This is a genomic window from Streptomyces sp. NBC_00576 (assembly GCF_036345175.1).
Taxonomy (GTDB): Bacteria; Actinomycetota; Actinomycetes; order Streptomycetales; family Streptomycetaceae; genus Streptomyces.
Genome location: NZ_CP107780.1, coordinates 7,845,592 through 7,862,763 on the forward strand (window position 1 = coordinate 7,845,592; position 17,172 = coordinate 7,862,763).

The window sequence follows — 17,172 nt, forward strand, 5'->3', positions numbered from 1 at the left end:
CCACCCGCCTCGGCCAACCGTCCGGGGCACTCGCCTCGGGCCAACCGGCTCGGCTGCCGGATCCGGCAGTCCGCCGCACCGACCGGCCTCTCCTGAGTAGGCGGGGTCGGCTCCGGCTCCGGCTCCGGCTCCGGAGGCCGGCCCCGCCCAGCACTCGAACACCGTCGTATCGCCCGCATGCCGTTCCATACCGCCCGGCATCCCCCCAATGCTGCAGACGGAGAACCCTCATGACCGCACCGACCGCGTCATCCGGCCCCACCCCTTCCGCCCCGGCCGGCTCGTCCGGGCCGACCGGTTCCGCACCGGCCAGCTCGTCAGGCCCCACCGGTTCCGCGCCGGCCAGCTTGGACGGACCTATCGGTTCCGCGCTGGCCGGCTCGGACGGCCCCGCCGGGTTCGCTCCGGTCGCGTCGTCCGGCCTCGCCGGTTCCGCGTCGGCCGAGTCTTCCGGCCCCGCCGGTTTCGCCCCGGCCGAGTTGTCCGGGGCGACCGCTTCTGCGGCGGCCGGTTCGTCCGGCCTCGCCGGTTCCGTGGCGGTCGGCTCAACGGGGCCGACCGGATCAGCCCGGCAGAATCGCCCGCGTCACGTTCCCATCGCCGTCGTCGGTACCGCCGCGCTGACTCCCGGTGCCGCTGACGCCGAGGGGTTCTGGCGGAACGTTCTCACCGGACGGGACCTGATCACCGATGTGCCCGCCGACCACTGGCTCATCGAGGACTACTACGATCCCGATCCGGCCGCGCCGGACCGGACGTACGCCCGGCGCGGCGCGTTTCTTCCCGCGATCGACTTCGACCCGTCGGCGTACGGCATCCCGCCCAACGCGCTGCCCGCCACCGACACCACCCAGCTGCTCGCCCTCGCGGTCGCCGAACGGGTGCTGGCCGACGCGGGGTTGAGCGGAGCCGAGCGGTTCGACGGGGAGCGGACCGGGGTCATCCTGGGTACGGCCGCGCTGGAGCTCCTGCACACCATGAGCAACCGTATGCAGCGTCCGGTGTGGCTGAAGTCGCTGCGGGAGAGCGGTATTCCGGAGGAGCGGGCCCAGGACATCTGTGACCGGATCGCCGACCACTACGTGCCGTGGCAGGAGGAGTCCTTCCCCGGGGTGCTCAGCAATGTCGTCGCCGGGCGGATCGCCAGCCGTTTCGACCTGCACGGCTCCAACTACACCACGGACGCCGCCTGCGGCAGCTCCCTCGCCGCGGTGACCGCCGCCGCCAACGAACTCGCCGTCGGCACCGCGGACTTGATGATCACGGGGGGCGTCGACACCCTCAACGACATCTTGATGTACATGTGCTTCAGCAAGACCCCGGCTCTCTCGCGCTCCGGGGACTGTCGGCCGTTCTCCGACGCCGCCGACGGCACGATGCTCGGCGAGGCGCTGGTGATGTTCGCGCTGAAACGGCTCGACGACGCGGAACGCGACGGTGACCGGATCCATGCGGTGCTGCGCGGGATCGGCAGTTCCTCCGACGGCCGGGGAAGCGCCATCTACACGCCCGTACCCGCGGGGCAGGCGCGTGCGCTGCGGCGGGCCTACGTGTCCGCCGGGTACGGCCCCGAAACCGTCGAACTCGTCGAGGCGCACGGTACCGGGACCACGGCCGGTGACGCCGCCGAGTTCACCGCACTGCGCACCGTGTTCCAGGAATCGGGCCGTACGGACGGCCAGTGGTGTGCGCTGGGTTCGGTGAAGTCGCAGATCGGGCACACCAAGTCGGCTGCGGGCGCGGCCGGGTTGCTCAAGGCGGTGATGGCGCTCCGGCACAAGGTACTGCCGCCCACGATCAAGGTGGAACAGCCCAACCCCGCACTGGAGTTGGAGAACAGCCCGCTGTACCTGAACACCGAGGCCCGCCCCTGGGTGAAGGACGCGTCGCAGCCCCGCCGCGCCTCCGTGTCGAGCTTCGGGTTCGGTGGCACCAACTTCCATCTCACGCTGGAGGAGTACGTTCCCGCGCCAGGGGTGCGGTCCCGTCCGGTTCCCCCGGCCCGGACGGTGCCCACCGAACTGCTTGTCTTCGGGGCGTCCTCGGCGGAGGAACTCCTCACGCAGGCAAGGGAGTTGGCGGTAGAGGCCACGGACGGCACGTGGGCCGGAGCGGCGTTGGCGGCACAGCGGGCCTTCCGTCCGTCCGATCCGTACCGGCTCGCCCTGACCGCCACGGGTCCCGAGGAGCTCGCGAAGCGGCTGGAGTCGCTGGGCACACTGATCCGCCGCGATCCCGACCGCCCGCTGACCACGCCGGACGGTGTCACCTACCGCACCGGACCCACCGCGCCCGGCCGGACGGCCTTCCTCTTCTCCGGGCAGGGCAGCCAGTACACCGGTATGGGCGCCGACCTCGCCATCCATCTCCCCGGGGCCCGGGAGGCCTGGGACCGGGCGGCCGGGCATGAACCCGACGCCGAACTCCCTCTGCACCGGGTGGTGTTCCCGGTTCCCGCCTTCGCCGAGGAGAGCCGCGCCGCCCAACAGGACCTGCTCACCCGCACCGAGTGGGCGCAGCCGGCGCTCGCCGTGCAGAGCGTCGCACTGCTCGCCGTACTGCGTGCGGCGGGCGTCGAGCCCGACTGCGTCGCCGGGCACAGCTTCGGTGAGCTGGTCGCGCTGCACGCCGCCGGAGTCCTCGACGAGCAGGTGCTGCTGCGACTGGCCCGTAGGCGCGGGGAGTTGATGCGTGACGCGGGTAAGGAGCCGGGCGCCATGCTCGCGGTGATGGGGGTTTCGCGCGAGGACGTCGCCACGCTGCTCGACGGCTTCGAGGACACGGTGTGGGCCGCGAACGACAACGCTCCGGGCCAGGTGGTGCTGTCCGGACGGGCCGACGCCGTGGACCAGTTGGAGCGCAGGCTCGGGGCGCAGGGTGTCCCGGTCCGGCGACTGCGGGCGTCGGGCGCCTTCCACACTCCGCTGATGGCCGGTGCGGTCGAGCCGTTCACGGAGTTCCTGGACGACCTGGACCTGCGGGCGCCGAAGCTCGACGTGTACGGCAACGCCGACGCGGAACCGTACCCGGAGGACCCCGCGCTGATCCGGGAGCGGGTCGCCGGTCATCTGCTGTCACCGGTACGGTTCGTCGCCGGTGTCGAGGCGATGTACCAGTCGGGGGTACGCACGTTCGTCGAGGTCGGGGCGGGGTCCACGCTGACCGGACTGACCGGGGAGATCCTCGACGGCCGGGAACACCTGGCCCTCAGCCTGGACCGTCGGGGCGTGCATGGCGTCACAGCGCTCCAGCAGGCCCTGGGCACCCTGGCGGTGTCCGGTGTCGCGGTGGACCTGGACGCACTGTGGGCGGAGGGCCGGGCGTCGGAGACGCACGAGGAGGACGACGGTAGTTCGCGCTCCAGGTCCCAGTCCCAGTCCCAGTCCCAGTCCCAGGTCCAGTCCCCCTCCCGGCCCCGGCCCCGGATGGCCGTGCCGATCTCCGGCGCCAACCACGGTGCGCTCTACCCGCCGCCCGGGGGAGCGGAGGCACTGCCCCGGCCCGTCCCCGTCCCCGCCCCAGCGGCAGTGCTGACCGAGGTGGGCACGGAGCCCGGGTTCGCGCCGGCGCCGTCCGTCGGAGCGGCTCCGGCCGATCCCTGGCTGTCTGCCTTCCAGGAGACCCAGCGCCAAGCGGCCGAAGCGCACACGGAGTTCCAGCGGACCATGGCGGAGAGCCATGTGCAGTTCCTGCGGACGCTGGAGGCATCGTCCCTCGGCACGGTCGGTGGCACCCCGCTTCCGGCCCAGGCTCCCCTGATCCCGCCGTCACCTCAACTACCGGTACCCGCAGCGGTGTTCACACCGCCGCCGGTGCCACCACAGGCCGAAGCGGCGACAGCGCCGACGCCAACGCCCACCACGACGACGGAGACCGCTCCCGCCACCCCGGGTCTGGACGTGGGCGCATTGCTGATGGAAGTGGTCGCTGAGAAGACGGGGTTCCCGGCGGACATCCTGGAGTTTCGGATGGAGTTGGAGACGGATCTCGGTATTGACTCCATCAAGCGGGTGCAGATTCTGTCGGTACTGCGTGAACGTGTGCCTGCGCTCGCCCGGGTCGACGCCCATGAACTCGCCCCCCTGCGCACCCTCCAGCAGATCACCGACAAACTGCGGGAGGCGCAGCAGTCCGACAGTCCCGCAGCCATGCCCACCCCGGTCTCAGTCCCGGTCGCCCCGGGTCTGGACGTGGGTGCACTGCTGATGGAAGTGGTCGCTGAGAAGACGGGGTTCCCGGCGGACATCCTGGAGTTTCGGATGGAGTTGGAGACGGATCTCGGTATTGACTCCATCAAGCGGGTGCAGATTCTGTCGGTCCTGCGTGAGCGTGTGCCTGCGCTCGCCCGGGTCGACGCCCATGAACTCGCCCCCCTGCGCACCCTCCAGCAGATCACCGACAAGCTTCGTGAAGCCGAGTCGGGCGCCGCGCCGGTCGCTCTGTCCGCGCCGCCGCCCCGGGCGGTCGAGGAACAGGCCCCGCTGGAACAGGCTCCGCCGCCACCCCCGTTGGCACGGGCCGTCAGTGTGATGGTGGCCGCGCCGCTCCCGGGGATGGAGCTGGCGGGACTGCGCGACGGGCCGGTCCTCGTCACCGACGAGGGGACAGGCGTGGCCCGGAGGTTGGTGGACCGGCTGGGGGAACGCGGTGTCCGGGCCGCGGTCGTGACGGAGGCACTGCTGGCAGATGCGGCCGATGTGGCCGACGCGGAGGGCGGCGGCGTGGTGCTGCTCACCGGTCTGCGCCCCGTCACCTCCGCCGAGGCGGCGACCTCCGTCAACCGGGAGATCTTCGGCGCGGCGCGTTCCGTGGCCCGGCAACTGGCCGCCCGCGGCGGGGTGTTCGTCACCGTCCAGGACACCGGAGGCGACTTCGGGCTCGGTGGCGGCCAGGGTGAAAGGGCCTGGCTCGGCGGGGCGGCCGGGCTTGCCAGGAGCGCCGCGAAGGAGTGGCCCGACGCGCGGGTCAAGGCCGTCGACTGCGAGCGCGGTGACCGCGACGCCGACGCCCTCGCCGAGGTACTCGCCACCGAACTGCTGCGCGGCGGTTCGGCCAGTGACATCGGACTGCGCGCCGACGGCACCCGTTGGGCGCTGCGGGACAAGAGCACGCCCGCCGGACCGGGCGAGGCAACAGAGGAACACGCAGGACCGCTGAGCCCGGACTCCGTGATCGTCGCGACCGGCGGCGCCCGCGGGGTCACGGCGGTGGCGCTGCGCGCCCTGGCCGAGGCTCATCTGCCGTCCATCGTCCTTCTTGGCCGCACCGAACTCACCGAGGAACCAGCCGGGTTGGCCGGGGCCACGGACGAGAAGCAGCTCAAGGGGCTGCTCGCCGCCCAGGCCCGCCGACAGGGCGGCACGGTTTTGTCTCCGGCGGAGCTGGCCGCCGTAGCCGTCCGGGTACTCGCGGTCCGCGAGATCCGGGCGACCCTCGACGCCATCGAGGCGACCGGCTCCCGGGTGCGCTATCTGCCTGTGGACACCCGCGACCCGCAGGCACTGCACCGGGCTCTCGACACGGCGCGCGAGGAGTTCGGGCCCATCAGCGGCATCGTCCACGGAGCGGGCGTCCTCGCGGACAGCCGGCTGACCGACAAGACCGACGCGCAGTTCGCGGACGTCTTCGACACCAAGGTGGAAGGACTGCGGGCGCTGCTCGCGGCGACGGCGGACGATCCGCTCGACCTGGTGTGTGTGTTCTCCTCCGTGACGGGTCGCTTCGGCAACACCGGCCAGGCCGACTACGCCATGGCGAACGAGGTCCTGGCGCAGGTCGCGTCCACCGTCGCCGTGAACCGTCCGGACTGCCTGGTGAAGTCGATCGCCTGGGGTCCCTGGGACGGCGGCATGGTGGGACCGGAGCTGCGGGAGCACTTCCGTGAGCAGGGCGTGCCACTGATCCCGACGGACGCCGGCGCCCGGGCTCTGCTCCGGGAACTGCACGAAGAACCCGATCCCGCGCGGGTGCGGATCACCCTGACCGCCGGGGACGCGGACGTCTCCGCTTCGCTGGGCGCGCCCCCGGCGGAAGCCGTGTCCGGGGACATCGAGGTAGGGATCGGTTCCCACCCGTATCTGGTGGACCACAGCGTCGCCGCGATCCCCGTCGTGCCGATGGCGTTGGTCATGGAGTGGTTCCTGGGCGCCGCCCGGGCCTGGCGTCCCGACGCACCGGGCTTCGTCCTGCGTGACCTGGAGGTACTCAGCCGGATCGGCCTCGCCGGACCAGACGCGTCCTCGGGGCAGGGGCAGGGGCAGGGGCAGGGGCAACGGCTCAGGGTCCGGGGCCTGGCGGATCCGACCGGGGCCCCCGTGTCGTCGCGACTCGTCCTGGAACTCACCAGTGATGCCGCGTTGCCGCACTACCGGGCGGCGGTCGAGGTACTGACGGAAGCGGACCGGCCGTTCACCGAGCCGGTCCGGTACGACGTGGGGGATCTCGGCAGCCCTCCGGACCAGGAGATCCAGGAGATCTACGACGGCCACGTGCTGTTCCACGGGCCGGCGTTCCACGCGATCACCGCCCTGGAGGGGATCTCCGCGACGGGCGCCGCCGCTCTCGTACGCGGCGTACGTGAACTGGAGTGGACCGGCGAGGGCTGGCACACCGATCCCGCCGCGGTCGACGCGGGTCTCCAACTCGCCCTGAAGTGGGCCGAGTACGCGCACGACGGAGCGTTCCTGCCGATGGGTGCGGTGGAGGTCCGGACGACGGGCCGGGGCCCGGTGGGTGAGGGCGCCCGGTGTGTGGTGCTCGCCCGGGGCGCGGCACGGGACCTCGATGTCTCCTGCGACGTAGCCCTGTTGGGGCCGGACGGGTCGGTGCACACGGAACTGCTCGGGGTGACCCTCGTCCGCCGCCCGGACTCTCCGTCCCGGGCCCCCGCCCCGGCTGGGGCTCCGGACTCCGCCAAGGTCACCACCGCTTCCCGTTCCGGTTCCGCCTCCGGCGGCGACCGTCCCGTACGAACGCGTCCGGTACCCGCCGGGAAGCGAGGCCGGAGGTGAGCGGAGTCATGCGCTTCGAACCGATCGCTGTCGTGGGACGCGGCTGCGTCATGCCGGATGCCCCCGACCCCGACACCTTCTGGGACAACGTCCTCGCGGGCCGGGTCAGTCTGCGGGACACCCCGCCGGACCGCCGGCGCCTGTCCGACGCCTGGGCACTCGGCGATCCGGCCGACTGCACGGACCGGACCTGGAGCCGGACCGCCGGCTATGTCACGGACTTCACCGCCTCCGGTCCGCTGGACCCGGCGCTGGACCCCGTCTTCCACTGGACGTGGCACGGCGCCGCCGCCGCACTGCGGGAGGCCGGCCAGGACCGGCTGCTGCACAACGCGGGACTGGTGCTGGGCAACCTGTCGTTCCCCACCACCGGCATGGCGTCCTACGCCGAACACATCTGGCTGCGCGACCAGTACCGCGACCAGCATCTGACGTCGGGCGGCCCGCCGCCGGATCCCCGCAACCGCTTCATGTCCGGTCTGCCCGCACATCTCGCCGCCCGTGAACTCGGCCTGGGACTCGGCGGGTTCGCCCTCGACGCGGCCTGCGCCTCCGCGCTCTACGCGATCGGGCTCGCCTGCCGGAAGCTCCAGGAGCGCGGGGCCGACCTGATGGTGGCGGGCGGGGTGAACCGCGCGGACGACCTCTTTCTCCAGGTGAGCTTCTGCAGCCTGGCCGCGATGAGCCGCAGCGGGTCGAGCCGGCCCTTCCACCGGGACGCCGACGGTCTCGTGCCCGGCGAGGGCGCCGGCTTCGTCGCCCTGATGCGCCTCGACGACGCGCTCGCCGCAGGTGCGCCCGTCTTCGGGGTGATCCGCGGTGTGGGCCTGTCCAACGACGGCCGGGGCAGCGGGCTGCTCGTCCCGTCGGAGGACGGCCAGGAACGTGCGATGCGGCAGGCCTACGAAGCCGCGGGCATCGCCCCGGAGAGCGTCGGCCTGCTCGAATGCCACGCCACCGGTACGCCCGTCGGTGACGCGGTCGAAGTACGCAGCGCGGCGCGGGTGTTCGCCGACGCGGCGGACCTGCCGACGGGTTCGGCCAAGTCCAATGTGGGCCATCTGATCACCGCCGCCGGCGCCGCCGGTCTGCTGAAGACGCTGGGCGCGCTGCGCGCCGGGATCCGCCCGCCGACGGTCGGCGCGGACGAGCCCCTCGCGGCGCTCTCCGGGACTCCGCTGCGGCTGCTGCAGGAACCCGAGGAGTGGAGGGGGCCGCGCCGTGCGGCGGTCAGCGCGTTCGGCTTCGGCGGCAACAACGCCCACCTGATCGTCGACGCGTGGACCGGCGACGACTGCGGAGCCCCGGCGTTCCCCCCGCCGACGCGCCCCGCGCGGACGCCCGAACCGGTCGCTGTCGTCGCCGTCGGCGCGCGGGTCGGTGACGGCCGGGATCTGCACGATCTGCGGGATGCCCTGTTCGGCGGGGAGCGCAGGGACGCCGCACGGGAGACCGTGGAAGTGGCCCTGGACGGGCTGCGGTTCCCGCCGCTGGACCTGGAAAGCACCCACGCCCAGCAGCTCCTGGTCCTTGAGGTGGCACGCGAGGCCGCGGACCGCACGACCCTGCCCGGCGACCGGACCATGGTGCTCATCGGCATGGGCTGCGATCCCGAGGTGGCCCGGTACATCACGCGTTGGCGGATCCCGGAACTGCTGTCCGAGAACGGAAACGGCACCCTCGATCGCGTACGCGAGTTGCGGGACGCCGTGCAGCCGGCCCAGTCCGCGTCCGCAGTCGTGGGGACCATGCCCAATGTGGTCGCGAACCGGATCAGTGCCCAACTCGACCTGTCCGGACCAGGGTTCACGATCAGCGCGGAGGAGGCCTCAGGTCTGGCGGCGCTCGAGGTCGGCGCGCGTGCGCTGCGCGCGGGTGACGCCGACGCCGTGCTGGTCGGCGCGGTGGACCTCTCGCACGAGCCTGTCCACCGGGCGGCCCTGTCCCAACTCGGCCGGGACGACCGGCCGGGAGACGCGGCCGTCGTACTGGTGCTCAAGCGACTCGCCGACGCACGAGCCGCCGACGACACCGTTCTCGCGCTACTGGACACGGAACTGACGGACGCGCCCGCGCCTGAGGGACAGGGCCAGGGACAGGCCCAGGGACAGGCCCAGGACCGGGATGATGCCGCCGCGCGGCGGTGGACCGTCGGGGACCCCACGCAACCGGACGCCACACCGGATCACTTCGATCCGGCCGATCTGTTCGGCCGTGCGCACGCCGCGAACGGACTGCTCGCCGTGGTGTCCTCGGTGCTGGCCCTGCACCACCGGGCCGTCCCGCGGGCCGGTGCCCCGGCCCGGCCCGCACTGCGCCCGCGGACCGCCGTCGCCGGCGTGGAACCGCTCGGCGGGCCTGCCCGACAGGTAAGGCTGCGCGCCGCCGACCGGGCCCCGTATCTCACCGAACTCCCGCACCGTATCCATGTGTTCTCGGGAGACAGTCGCGCGGAGGTCGTGCGGGCGCTCGTCGAGGGGCGTGAGTCGGCCGACGGCCCGGCCCGGCTGGCGCTGGCCGCCGCCGGCCCCGAGGATCTCGCCGACCGTACGGAGACGGCGCGGAGGTGGCTCGCCGGGGAGGACGGCGTACGGCCTGATTTCACGGCCTTCCGCGACCGGCCCGTGGGAGGAGAGGTGGCCTTTGTCTTCTCCGGGGGCTCGATGGCGTACGCGGGTATGGGCGCCGACGTCATGCTGGCCTTCCCCGACCTGCTTGCCGCCGTCGAGGACCGCAGCGGTCCGCTGCACGGGCTGGTGGGCTGGGCCCACGAGGGCGAGCAGCCACGGCCCGGGCACGCGCTGGACCAGATCTGGGGCGCGTCCGTACTCGGCCAGTTGCACGCCCGGATCACTCGTACGCTGCTGCGGATCGAACCGCATGCCTCGCTGGGTTACTCCTCGGGCGAGTCCAGCGCGCTGGCATCGCTGGGCGCCTGGCCGGACGTCACGAGCCTGTCCGCGCAGGCCCGGCGGGCGGAGCTCTTCGCGGACGGCGTGGTGGGCGAGCTGAAGGTGCCGCGCCGCGCCTGGCGGAAGCTGGGCGTCGAGGGCACCACCTGGGCGAGCTACCAGGTGGAGGAGCCCGTCGAACGGGTGCGGGCCGCCATCGGGGACGAGCCCGGGGTTCACCTGATGGTCGTCAACACCCCCGACTCATGTGTGTTCGGCGGCGAGGCGAACGGCTGTCTGCGGGTCCTGGACCGCCTGCGCACCACCCAGGCGCTGCACATTCCCTACCAAGTTGCCGCCCACGTACCGGAGTTGGCGGAGATCCGGGACACCTGGTGGCGTATGCACCATCTGCCCACCACGGACGTGGGAGTGCGTTTCTACACCTGCTCCACCGGCCGCTGGTACCGCGCGAGCGCCGACGCGGCGGCCGACGCCGTGACGGAACAGGCCCTGGGGCCGATCGACTTCGGCCGTACCGTCGAACAGGCCTGGGAGGACGGTGTCCGGGTTTTCGTCGAACACGGTCCCCGCAGCCACTGCGCGTCATGGATCAGGCGGGTCCTGGGGGACCGCGAGCACGTCGCGGTGTCCCTGGATGCTCCTGCCGGCCGGGGCATCGGCCAACTTCTGCGGGCCGCACTGGAGTTGGTCGCGGCGGGAGTGGAGGCGGACACCGACGCCCTGTGCGACCGGCTGGCCGCTGCCCGGCCCGAGCCCCGTCCCGCGGGCCGCCGGCTCACCCTGCCCGCGCATTCACCGGCGATACGACTGCCCGATCCCGGCACGCCACCGTCCCACGAGGTGATGGCGAGGGCACCCCGGCTGCCGGGAACGCCGGCGCCTGGTGCGGTCACAGTTGTGGCTCGGGACACGTCAACACCTGTTGATCCAGGGGTAGTTGAGGCCCCGGCGCGGGTCCTGCTCCCTTCACCGGCCGCCGCCGCTATGTCGCCCGCCCAGGCCCGGACCCCCGCTCCACGGGGCGGCGCCGTCCCGGCCCCCGGCGCCCTCACGCACCACCCCGCGATGACCGCGGTCATGGAGGCGCAGCACCACGCCATTTCCGCCCACCGTCACTTCCTCGCCGTCCAGGCCCGGGTACACGAGGAGTTCCTGGCGACACGTCAGCGGGCGGCGGCACACCTCCTGGCGGCTCATCTGAACGCCGTCGGTTCGCCGCCGCTCCCGATGCCACCGCCTCCAGCACTGGTGACGCTCGCGGCCACGGAAGCCCCCGTAGCTACCAAGACCCCCGCAGCTACCAAGGCCCCCGCAGCGGACGCCGGGCCCCACGGCCCCGTCTTCACCCGCGCCGACCTGGAACGTCTCGCCACCGGCCCGGTGTCCGCCCTGTTCGGCCCCTTGTTCGCCCCGCAGGACCAGTACCGGCGGCAGACCCGGATGCCCGCGCCGCCGATGCTGCTCGCGGACCGGGTCACGGGGATCGACGCCGAACCGGGGTCCATGGGCACCGGCACCATCCGGACCGAGACCGACGTCCGGCTCGACAGCTGGTATCTCGACCCGTGCGGACGCATGCCCGCCGGGATCATGGTCGAGGCCGGCCAGGCCGACCTGCTGCTGATCAGCTGGCTCGGTGTGGATCTCCTCAACCGCGGTGAACGCGTCTACCGTCTCCTCGGCTGCGAACTGACCTACCACGGCAGCCCGCCGCTCCCAGGCGAGACCCTCCGCTACGAGATCCATATCGACGGCCACGGCGAGCACGGCGGCATCCGGCTGTTCTTCTTCCACTACGACTGCTACGTCGACGGCGAACTCCGGCTGAGCATGCGCGGCGGCCAGGCCGGCTTCTTCACCGACGACGAACTCGCGCGCACCGGCGGCGTGTTGTGGGATCCGGAGACCGAGACCCCCGACCCCGCGCTGCCGCTCGACCCACCGCCCGTCAGCTCCCCGGCGCGTTCCTTCGGTCCCGACGCGGTGCGGGCGTTCGCCGAGGGCCGGCCCGTCGACTGCTTCGGCGCCGGCTGGGAACTCACCCGTACCCACATCCGCTCGCCCCGGACCGGCGACGGGCGGATGCGACTCCTGCACGAGATACCGGAGTTCGACCCCACCGGCGGCCCCTGGGGCCGCGGCTACCTGCGCGCCGTCACCCCGGTCTCACGCGACGACTGGTTCTTCGAGGGACACTTCCCCGAGGACCCGTGCATGCCCGGCACCCTCATGTTCGAGGGCTGTCTGCAGGCCATGGCGTTCCACCTCGCCGCCCTCGGCTGCACCGTCGACCACGACGGCTGGCGCTTCGAACCGGCCCCCGGCAGCCCGGTGCCGATGCTGTGCCGAGGGCAAGTGACGCCCGACAGCACGCAGTTGACGTACGAGGTGTTCGTGTCGGGGATGTCCGCCGGACCCGAACCGGAGCTGGTGGCGGACGTGCTGTGCACGGTCGACGGGGTCAAGGCCTTCCATGCGCGCGGCATCCGGCTGCGGCTCGTCCCGGACTGGCCGCTGACCCACTGGCGGCAGCTGGGGCCCGCCGCCGTCCAGCCGACCGGCGCGCACGTCCCGCACCACGCCCTCGCCGGTCTCGCGGGCCACCACGAGCCGACGACGGAGATCGCCGAGGCCCAGGGCTTCCGCTACGACTACGCCTCGATGCTCGCCTGCGCGTGGGGCAAACCGAGCGAGGCCTTCGGCGCCGCCTACGCCCCGTTCGACAGCGCCCGCCGACTGGCGCGGCTGCCGGGGCCGCCGTTCCACTTCATGAGCCGTGCCGTCGCCGTGGAGGGTCCCGCCTGGGTACCGGAGGCCGGCAGCGCGGTGGAGGTGGAGTACGACGTGCCGGACGAGGTCTGGTACTTCGAGCAGAACGGCTTCCCCGTCATGCCGTTCGGGGTGCTCATGGAGGTCGTCCTGCAGGCCAGCGGCTGGCTGGCCTCGTATGTCGGCAGCGCCCTCGGTCACGACGAGGACCTGTTGTTCCGCAACCTCGACGGCACGGGAACGGTGCTGGGCGAGATCCGGCCCGGCACCCGCGTCCTGCGCACCCGGACCCGGCTGCTCGACATCGCGCACAGCGGCGACATGATCATCGAGACGTTCGGGGTGGAGTGCTTCGCCGACGGCGAGCCCGTGTTCTCGCTCACCACCGTGTTCGGTTTCTTCCCCCCGGCCGCGTTCGAGAACCAGATCGGGCTGCCGCCGACCGACGACGAACGGCGCGCCCTGGAGCGGCCGTGCGACCTCCGTGTCGAGCTCGGCCCGCGGCCCGCGAAGTACTTCGACGGCCCGCTCCACCTGCCGGGTCCGATGCTGCTGATGCTCAACCGGGTGACCGGCTGGTGGCCGGACGGCGGACGGGCCGGGCTCGGGCGGCTGCGGGCGGAGAAGGACGTGGACGCCGACGACTGGTTCTTCAAGGCCCACTTCTTCCAGGACCCCGTCCAGCCGGGATCACTGGGCGTGCAGGCCATGTACCAGCTTCTCCAGTTCTACGCCGTGGAGAGCGGCCTCGGTGACGGTCTGCGCCGGCCGCGTTTCGAACCGGTGCTCCCCGGCCGGCCCGTCACCTGGAAGTACCGGGGCCAGGTGACCCCGCGCAACAGGACGATCACCGTCGAACTGGAGGTGACCGAGACCGGCGAGACCGAACGCGGGCCCTACGCCGTCGCCGAGGCCTGGCTGTGGGCCGACGGCACCCGCATCTACCACGTGACCGACCTCGGCCTCGGACTGACCGAGGACGACGGCTGAGACGCTCCGCCCTTCCCTTCCCCTCTCTTCCCTCCCTTCCCCGCGAACCAAGGAGGTTTCACCGTGGCCGAGTCCGAGTCCGAGTCCGTGGCCGAGTCCGTGGCCGAGTCCGTGTCGGCGTCCGCGTATTACGCCGACGACCTCACCGAACTTGTCGACTTCGTCCGTCAGCACTCGCCCTACTACCGCGACCTGTACGCCCAGGTGCCGTCCGGCCCCGTCGTCCTGGAGGACCTGCCCGTCCTGGACCACGAGTCCTTCTGGGGCGCCAACACCGCCCACGACAGCCGGGTGCTCACCGGCCCGCTCACCGAAGGCATCGTCTTCAAGTCCGGCGGCACCACCACCGAGCCCAAACTCTCCGTCTACACCCGGCAGGAGCTGCTGGGCATGAGCCTGCTGCAGGGCAACGGCTTCGAGCAGGCCGGACTGCGCCCCGGCGACCGGGTCGCCAACCTCTTCTACGCCGGGGAGCTGTACGCCAGCTTCCTGTTCAACGTGCTGTGCCTGCAGGAGTCGTCGGTACCGAACGTGCACCTGCCCATCGCGTCCGCCCCGCTGGAGTACACGGCACACGTCATCCACGAGTTCGCCGCCACCGCACTGCTGGGGCCGCCGACCACGATCTGCCAACTCGCCGCCCAGCTCACCGAGTCGGGCCGCCCCGCACCCGACGTCCACCTCGTGATGTTCGGCGGCGAGTCCTTCTACGAGGACCAACGCCCGCTCCTCGAAACGGCGTTCCCCAACGCCCGTATCCGCTCCATGGGTTACGGCAGCGTGGACGGCGGCATGCTCGGAGCACCCGTGGCGGACGACCCCGATCCCCGGGTCCACCGCACCCACCGGCCGCAGACCGTGATGGAGATCGTCGACGACGACACCGGCGAGCCCATCAGGGAACCGGGCCGGCCCGGACGGCTGGTCGTGACCGATCTGGCCCGCCGGCTGATGCCCGTGATCCGGTACCCCACCGGGGACCGCGGCGCCTGGGTGGACCGCGAGGAAGGGCTGTTCCGGCTGCTGGGCCGCTCCGACGAGGGCGCCCGGGTCGGGCCGATCACCGTGTACCTGGAGGATCTGCGCGCCGTGGTGCAACAGGTCGCGGACGGCCGGCCCCTCGTCGGCATGCAGGTGGTGCAGCGCCGCAAGGACACCCGGGACGAGCTGGTGGTGCGGATCGCGGGCGACCTCGGCGACCCGGACACCGTGGGCAAGGCCGTCGCGAGCCGGCTCGACGAGATCCGCCCGATGTTCGCGGAGCACGTCGAGGCCGGGCTGATCAACCCGCTGACGGTGGAGTGCGTTCCGGCCGCCGGGCTCGTCGTCAACTCCCGGACGGGAAAGCTGCTCCGGCTGATCGACGAACGCACACCATGAGCGCCCGCCCCCAGACGCACCCGACCAGAACAGTCCGCGCCCGGCGTACGGAGGGAGGGCTCCGCCATGACGCATGACACGGACCCCTATGACACGGATCCCCATCACACGGATCCCCATCACACGAACCCCTACGGCACAGACCTGTCGGACATCGCGGTGGCGGTGACCGGGGCCGAGGCGGTGACCCGCAACCTCGGCATCGTCAACGAGCGTGAGCAGGCGGCGCTGCGCGCGGCGACGGTGCTCGTGGCCGGCTGCGGCAGTGTCGGCGGCGCGGTGGTGGAACCGCTGGCACGGCTCGGCGTGATGCGTTTCCGGCTCGCCGACCCGGATCACTTCGACGTCACGAACCTGAACCGGCAGGCCTGTGTGCTCGCCGACGCGGGCCTGCCGAAGCCCGAGGTGCTGGCCCGGCGGGTGCGGGCCATCAACCCGTCCGCCGAGGTGACCGTCTGTCCGGAGGGGCTGACGCTGGAGAACCTGGACGAGGCACTGGACGGTGTCCATGTCGCCTTCGACGCCATCGACCCGGCGATGTCCGCGTGGGTCAAGTACCAGCTCCATGTGCGTGCCGCGCAGCGTGGCATCCCCGTCGTCGCGGGCGCCGACTTCGGCGGGAAACCGGCCGTGTACGTCTTCGACTACCGGCGCCGTCCCGTGCCCTTCTACGGCACCGCCACCGCCGAGGCCCACCGGGAGGGCCGCGTCTGGGACTCCGTACGGTGGTTCGGCAGGACCCATTTCCCCAGCGACTATCTCCCGGTCATGACCGACCGACTGTCCAACGGCGGCACCTGGCCGCAGATCTCCTACTGTGTGCTCGGCATGGGCGCGCTGGGCAGCAGAGTGGTCCTGGACCTGTTGATGAACCGCAGAACGCGGCACGTCGTCACCGTGGACCTGCACGCCGCGGCCATGCCCCGCGCGGCGGCGCTCGCCCACCGGGCCCGCATGCCACTGGAACTCGCGCGGACCCTGCGAGCGGTCCGGACGGCATCCCGGGCGGCGGCGGCCCGGGAAGCGGCTCAGGCATCGGACCGTCTCCGCCCGAGTGCGCCCGCGCCCGCGTCCACGACCCCGCCCGGGCGTCCGCTCCCCGAACGGCTCGCCATCGTGCTGCGGGGCGCCCGGCTCGCACCGTCGACCTACAACGCCCAGCCCTGGCGCTTCGAGCCGGTCGACGGGCGTACGGTGCGCCTGGCGCCCGACCCCGGGCGCTGGCCGTCCGCCGCACGGGACGCGCTGGGCTGGGCGGAGAGCCTCGGCTGCGCGCTGGGGGCGATGTCCTACCTCGCACACGGGGAGTGGGAGGCCTGTGCCGCTGATCCGGGTGACGCGGACTGGTACGCGGGCCGGTTCCACTGCGACCGACTGCGCGAGGACGTGCTCGCCCGGCAGGGAGCCCTCGGCCTGCGCAGCACCCACCGGGACGATCTGCTGCGGACACCGCTCGACGGGACCACCATGAAGCGGATCGAACTGACGTGCACCGAGCGGAACCTCACCCTGGAAACGGTCACCGGAACCACGGCCCTGGACCGGCTCGCCCGCGGTGAACTCGACGCGCAGGAGGACGGCCGCTCGGACGACGGTGAGCTGTGGGAGTGGCTGAGGGAACGGGCACGTACCGAGGACGGCCGACGCTCGTTCGGCGATCCGAGTGATCTGCTCGGCGTCTCGGGAGCGGCCCGTGCCGTCGGCCGCGTCCTCGGGAGCCGGGCGATGCCGCCCCGATGGGCGACGCCGCCCACCACGGTGACGGCCCGGCTCCGGGCCCGGAGACTGCGCAACTGCGGGGCAGTACTGGTCCTGCGGGGCCCCCGGCGGACAGTCACCGACCGGTTCGACGCGGGTGTGGCGCTGATGCGGGTGTGGCTCGCATTGACCGAGGCCGGATACGCCGCTCAGCCGCTGGGCCACGAATTCGGCGGACCGGGCGCACCCTGGACCGGGGGCGGCGCGGACCGGGACGACACCGTACTGGCAGTACTGCGGGCGGGACGGGCCACGACCGCGCCGGCCCACCAGGCGACGCGCTGCCCGACCGACGCCTCCGTGCGGTGGACCGGCTGGACGGGATAACGCCCGAAGCCCGGCCCGACCCC

4 protein-coding genes are annotated in these 17,172 nt (G+C 72.5%); all 4 read left to right on the plus strand.

Annotated elements, in window-relative coordinates; all coding sequences use genetic code 11:
- Positions 1 to 230 precede the first annotated feature (230 nt).
- The 4 genes from OG734_RS34170 to OG734_RS34185 all read left to right on the plus strand — a co-directional run bounded on the left by OG734_RS34170 (position 231) and on the right by OG734_RS34185 (position 17,149).
- Positions 231 to 7,010, plus strand: coding sequence for an SDR family NAD(P)-dependent oxidoreductase (locus OG734_RS34170; protein ID WP_330291277.1), 6,780 nt, complete (start codon positions 231 to 233; stop codon positions 7,008 to 7,010).
- Between the two features lie 8 nt (positions 7,011 to 7,018).
- Positions 7,019 to 13,684 carry a beta-ketoacyl synthase N-terminal-like domain-containing protein gene (locus OG734_RS34175; protein WP_330291278.1) on the plus strand — a complete coding sequence of 2,222 codons (6,666 nt, stop codon included), beginning with the start codon at positions 7,019 to 7,021 and terminating at the stop codon, positions 13,682 to 13,684.
- A gap of 63 nt (positions 13,685 to 13,747) precedes the next feature.
- Entirely contained in the window at positions 13,748 to 15,064 is a 1,317-nt protein-coding gene (locus OG734_RS34180; RefSeq protein ID WP_330291279.1) for a phenylacetate--CoA ligase family protein, read from the plus strand.
- A gap of 66 nt (positions 15,065 to 15,130) precedes the next feature.
- Positions 15,131 to 17,149 (plus strand): ThiF family adenylyltransferase, encoded by a 2,019-nt coding sequence (locus tag OG734_RS34185; protein WP_330291280.1) that lies wholly within the window; start codon positions 15,131 to 15,133, stop codon positions 17,147 to 17,149.
- The last annotated feature ends 23 nt before the right edge of the window (positions 17,150 to 17,172 follow it).

Excerpts from the sequence above, each read along its gene's own strand:
- OG734_RS34175 (WP_330291278.1), top strand. The coding sequence starts at position 7,019 with ATGCGCTTCGAACCGATCGCTGTCGTGGGACGCGGCTGCGTCATGCCG.
- OG734_RS34185 (WP_330291280.1), top strand. The coding sequence starts at position 15,131 with ATGACGCATGACACGGACCCCTATGACACGGATCCCCATCACACGGAT.
- OG734_RS34170 (WP_330291277.1), top strand. The coding sequence starts at position 231 with ATGACCGCACCGACCGCGTCATCCGGCCCCACCCCTTCCGCCCCGGCC.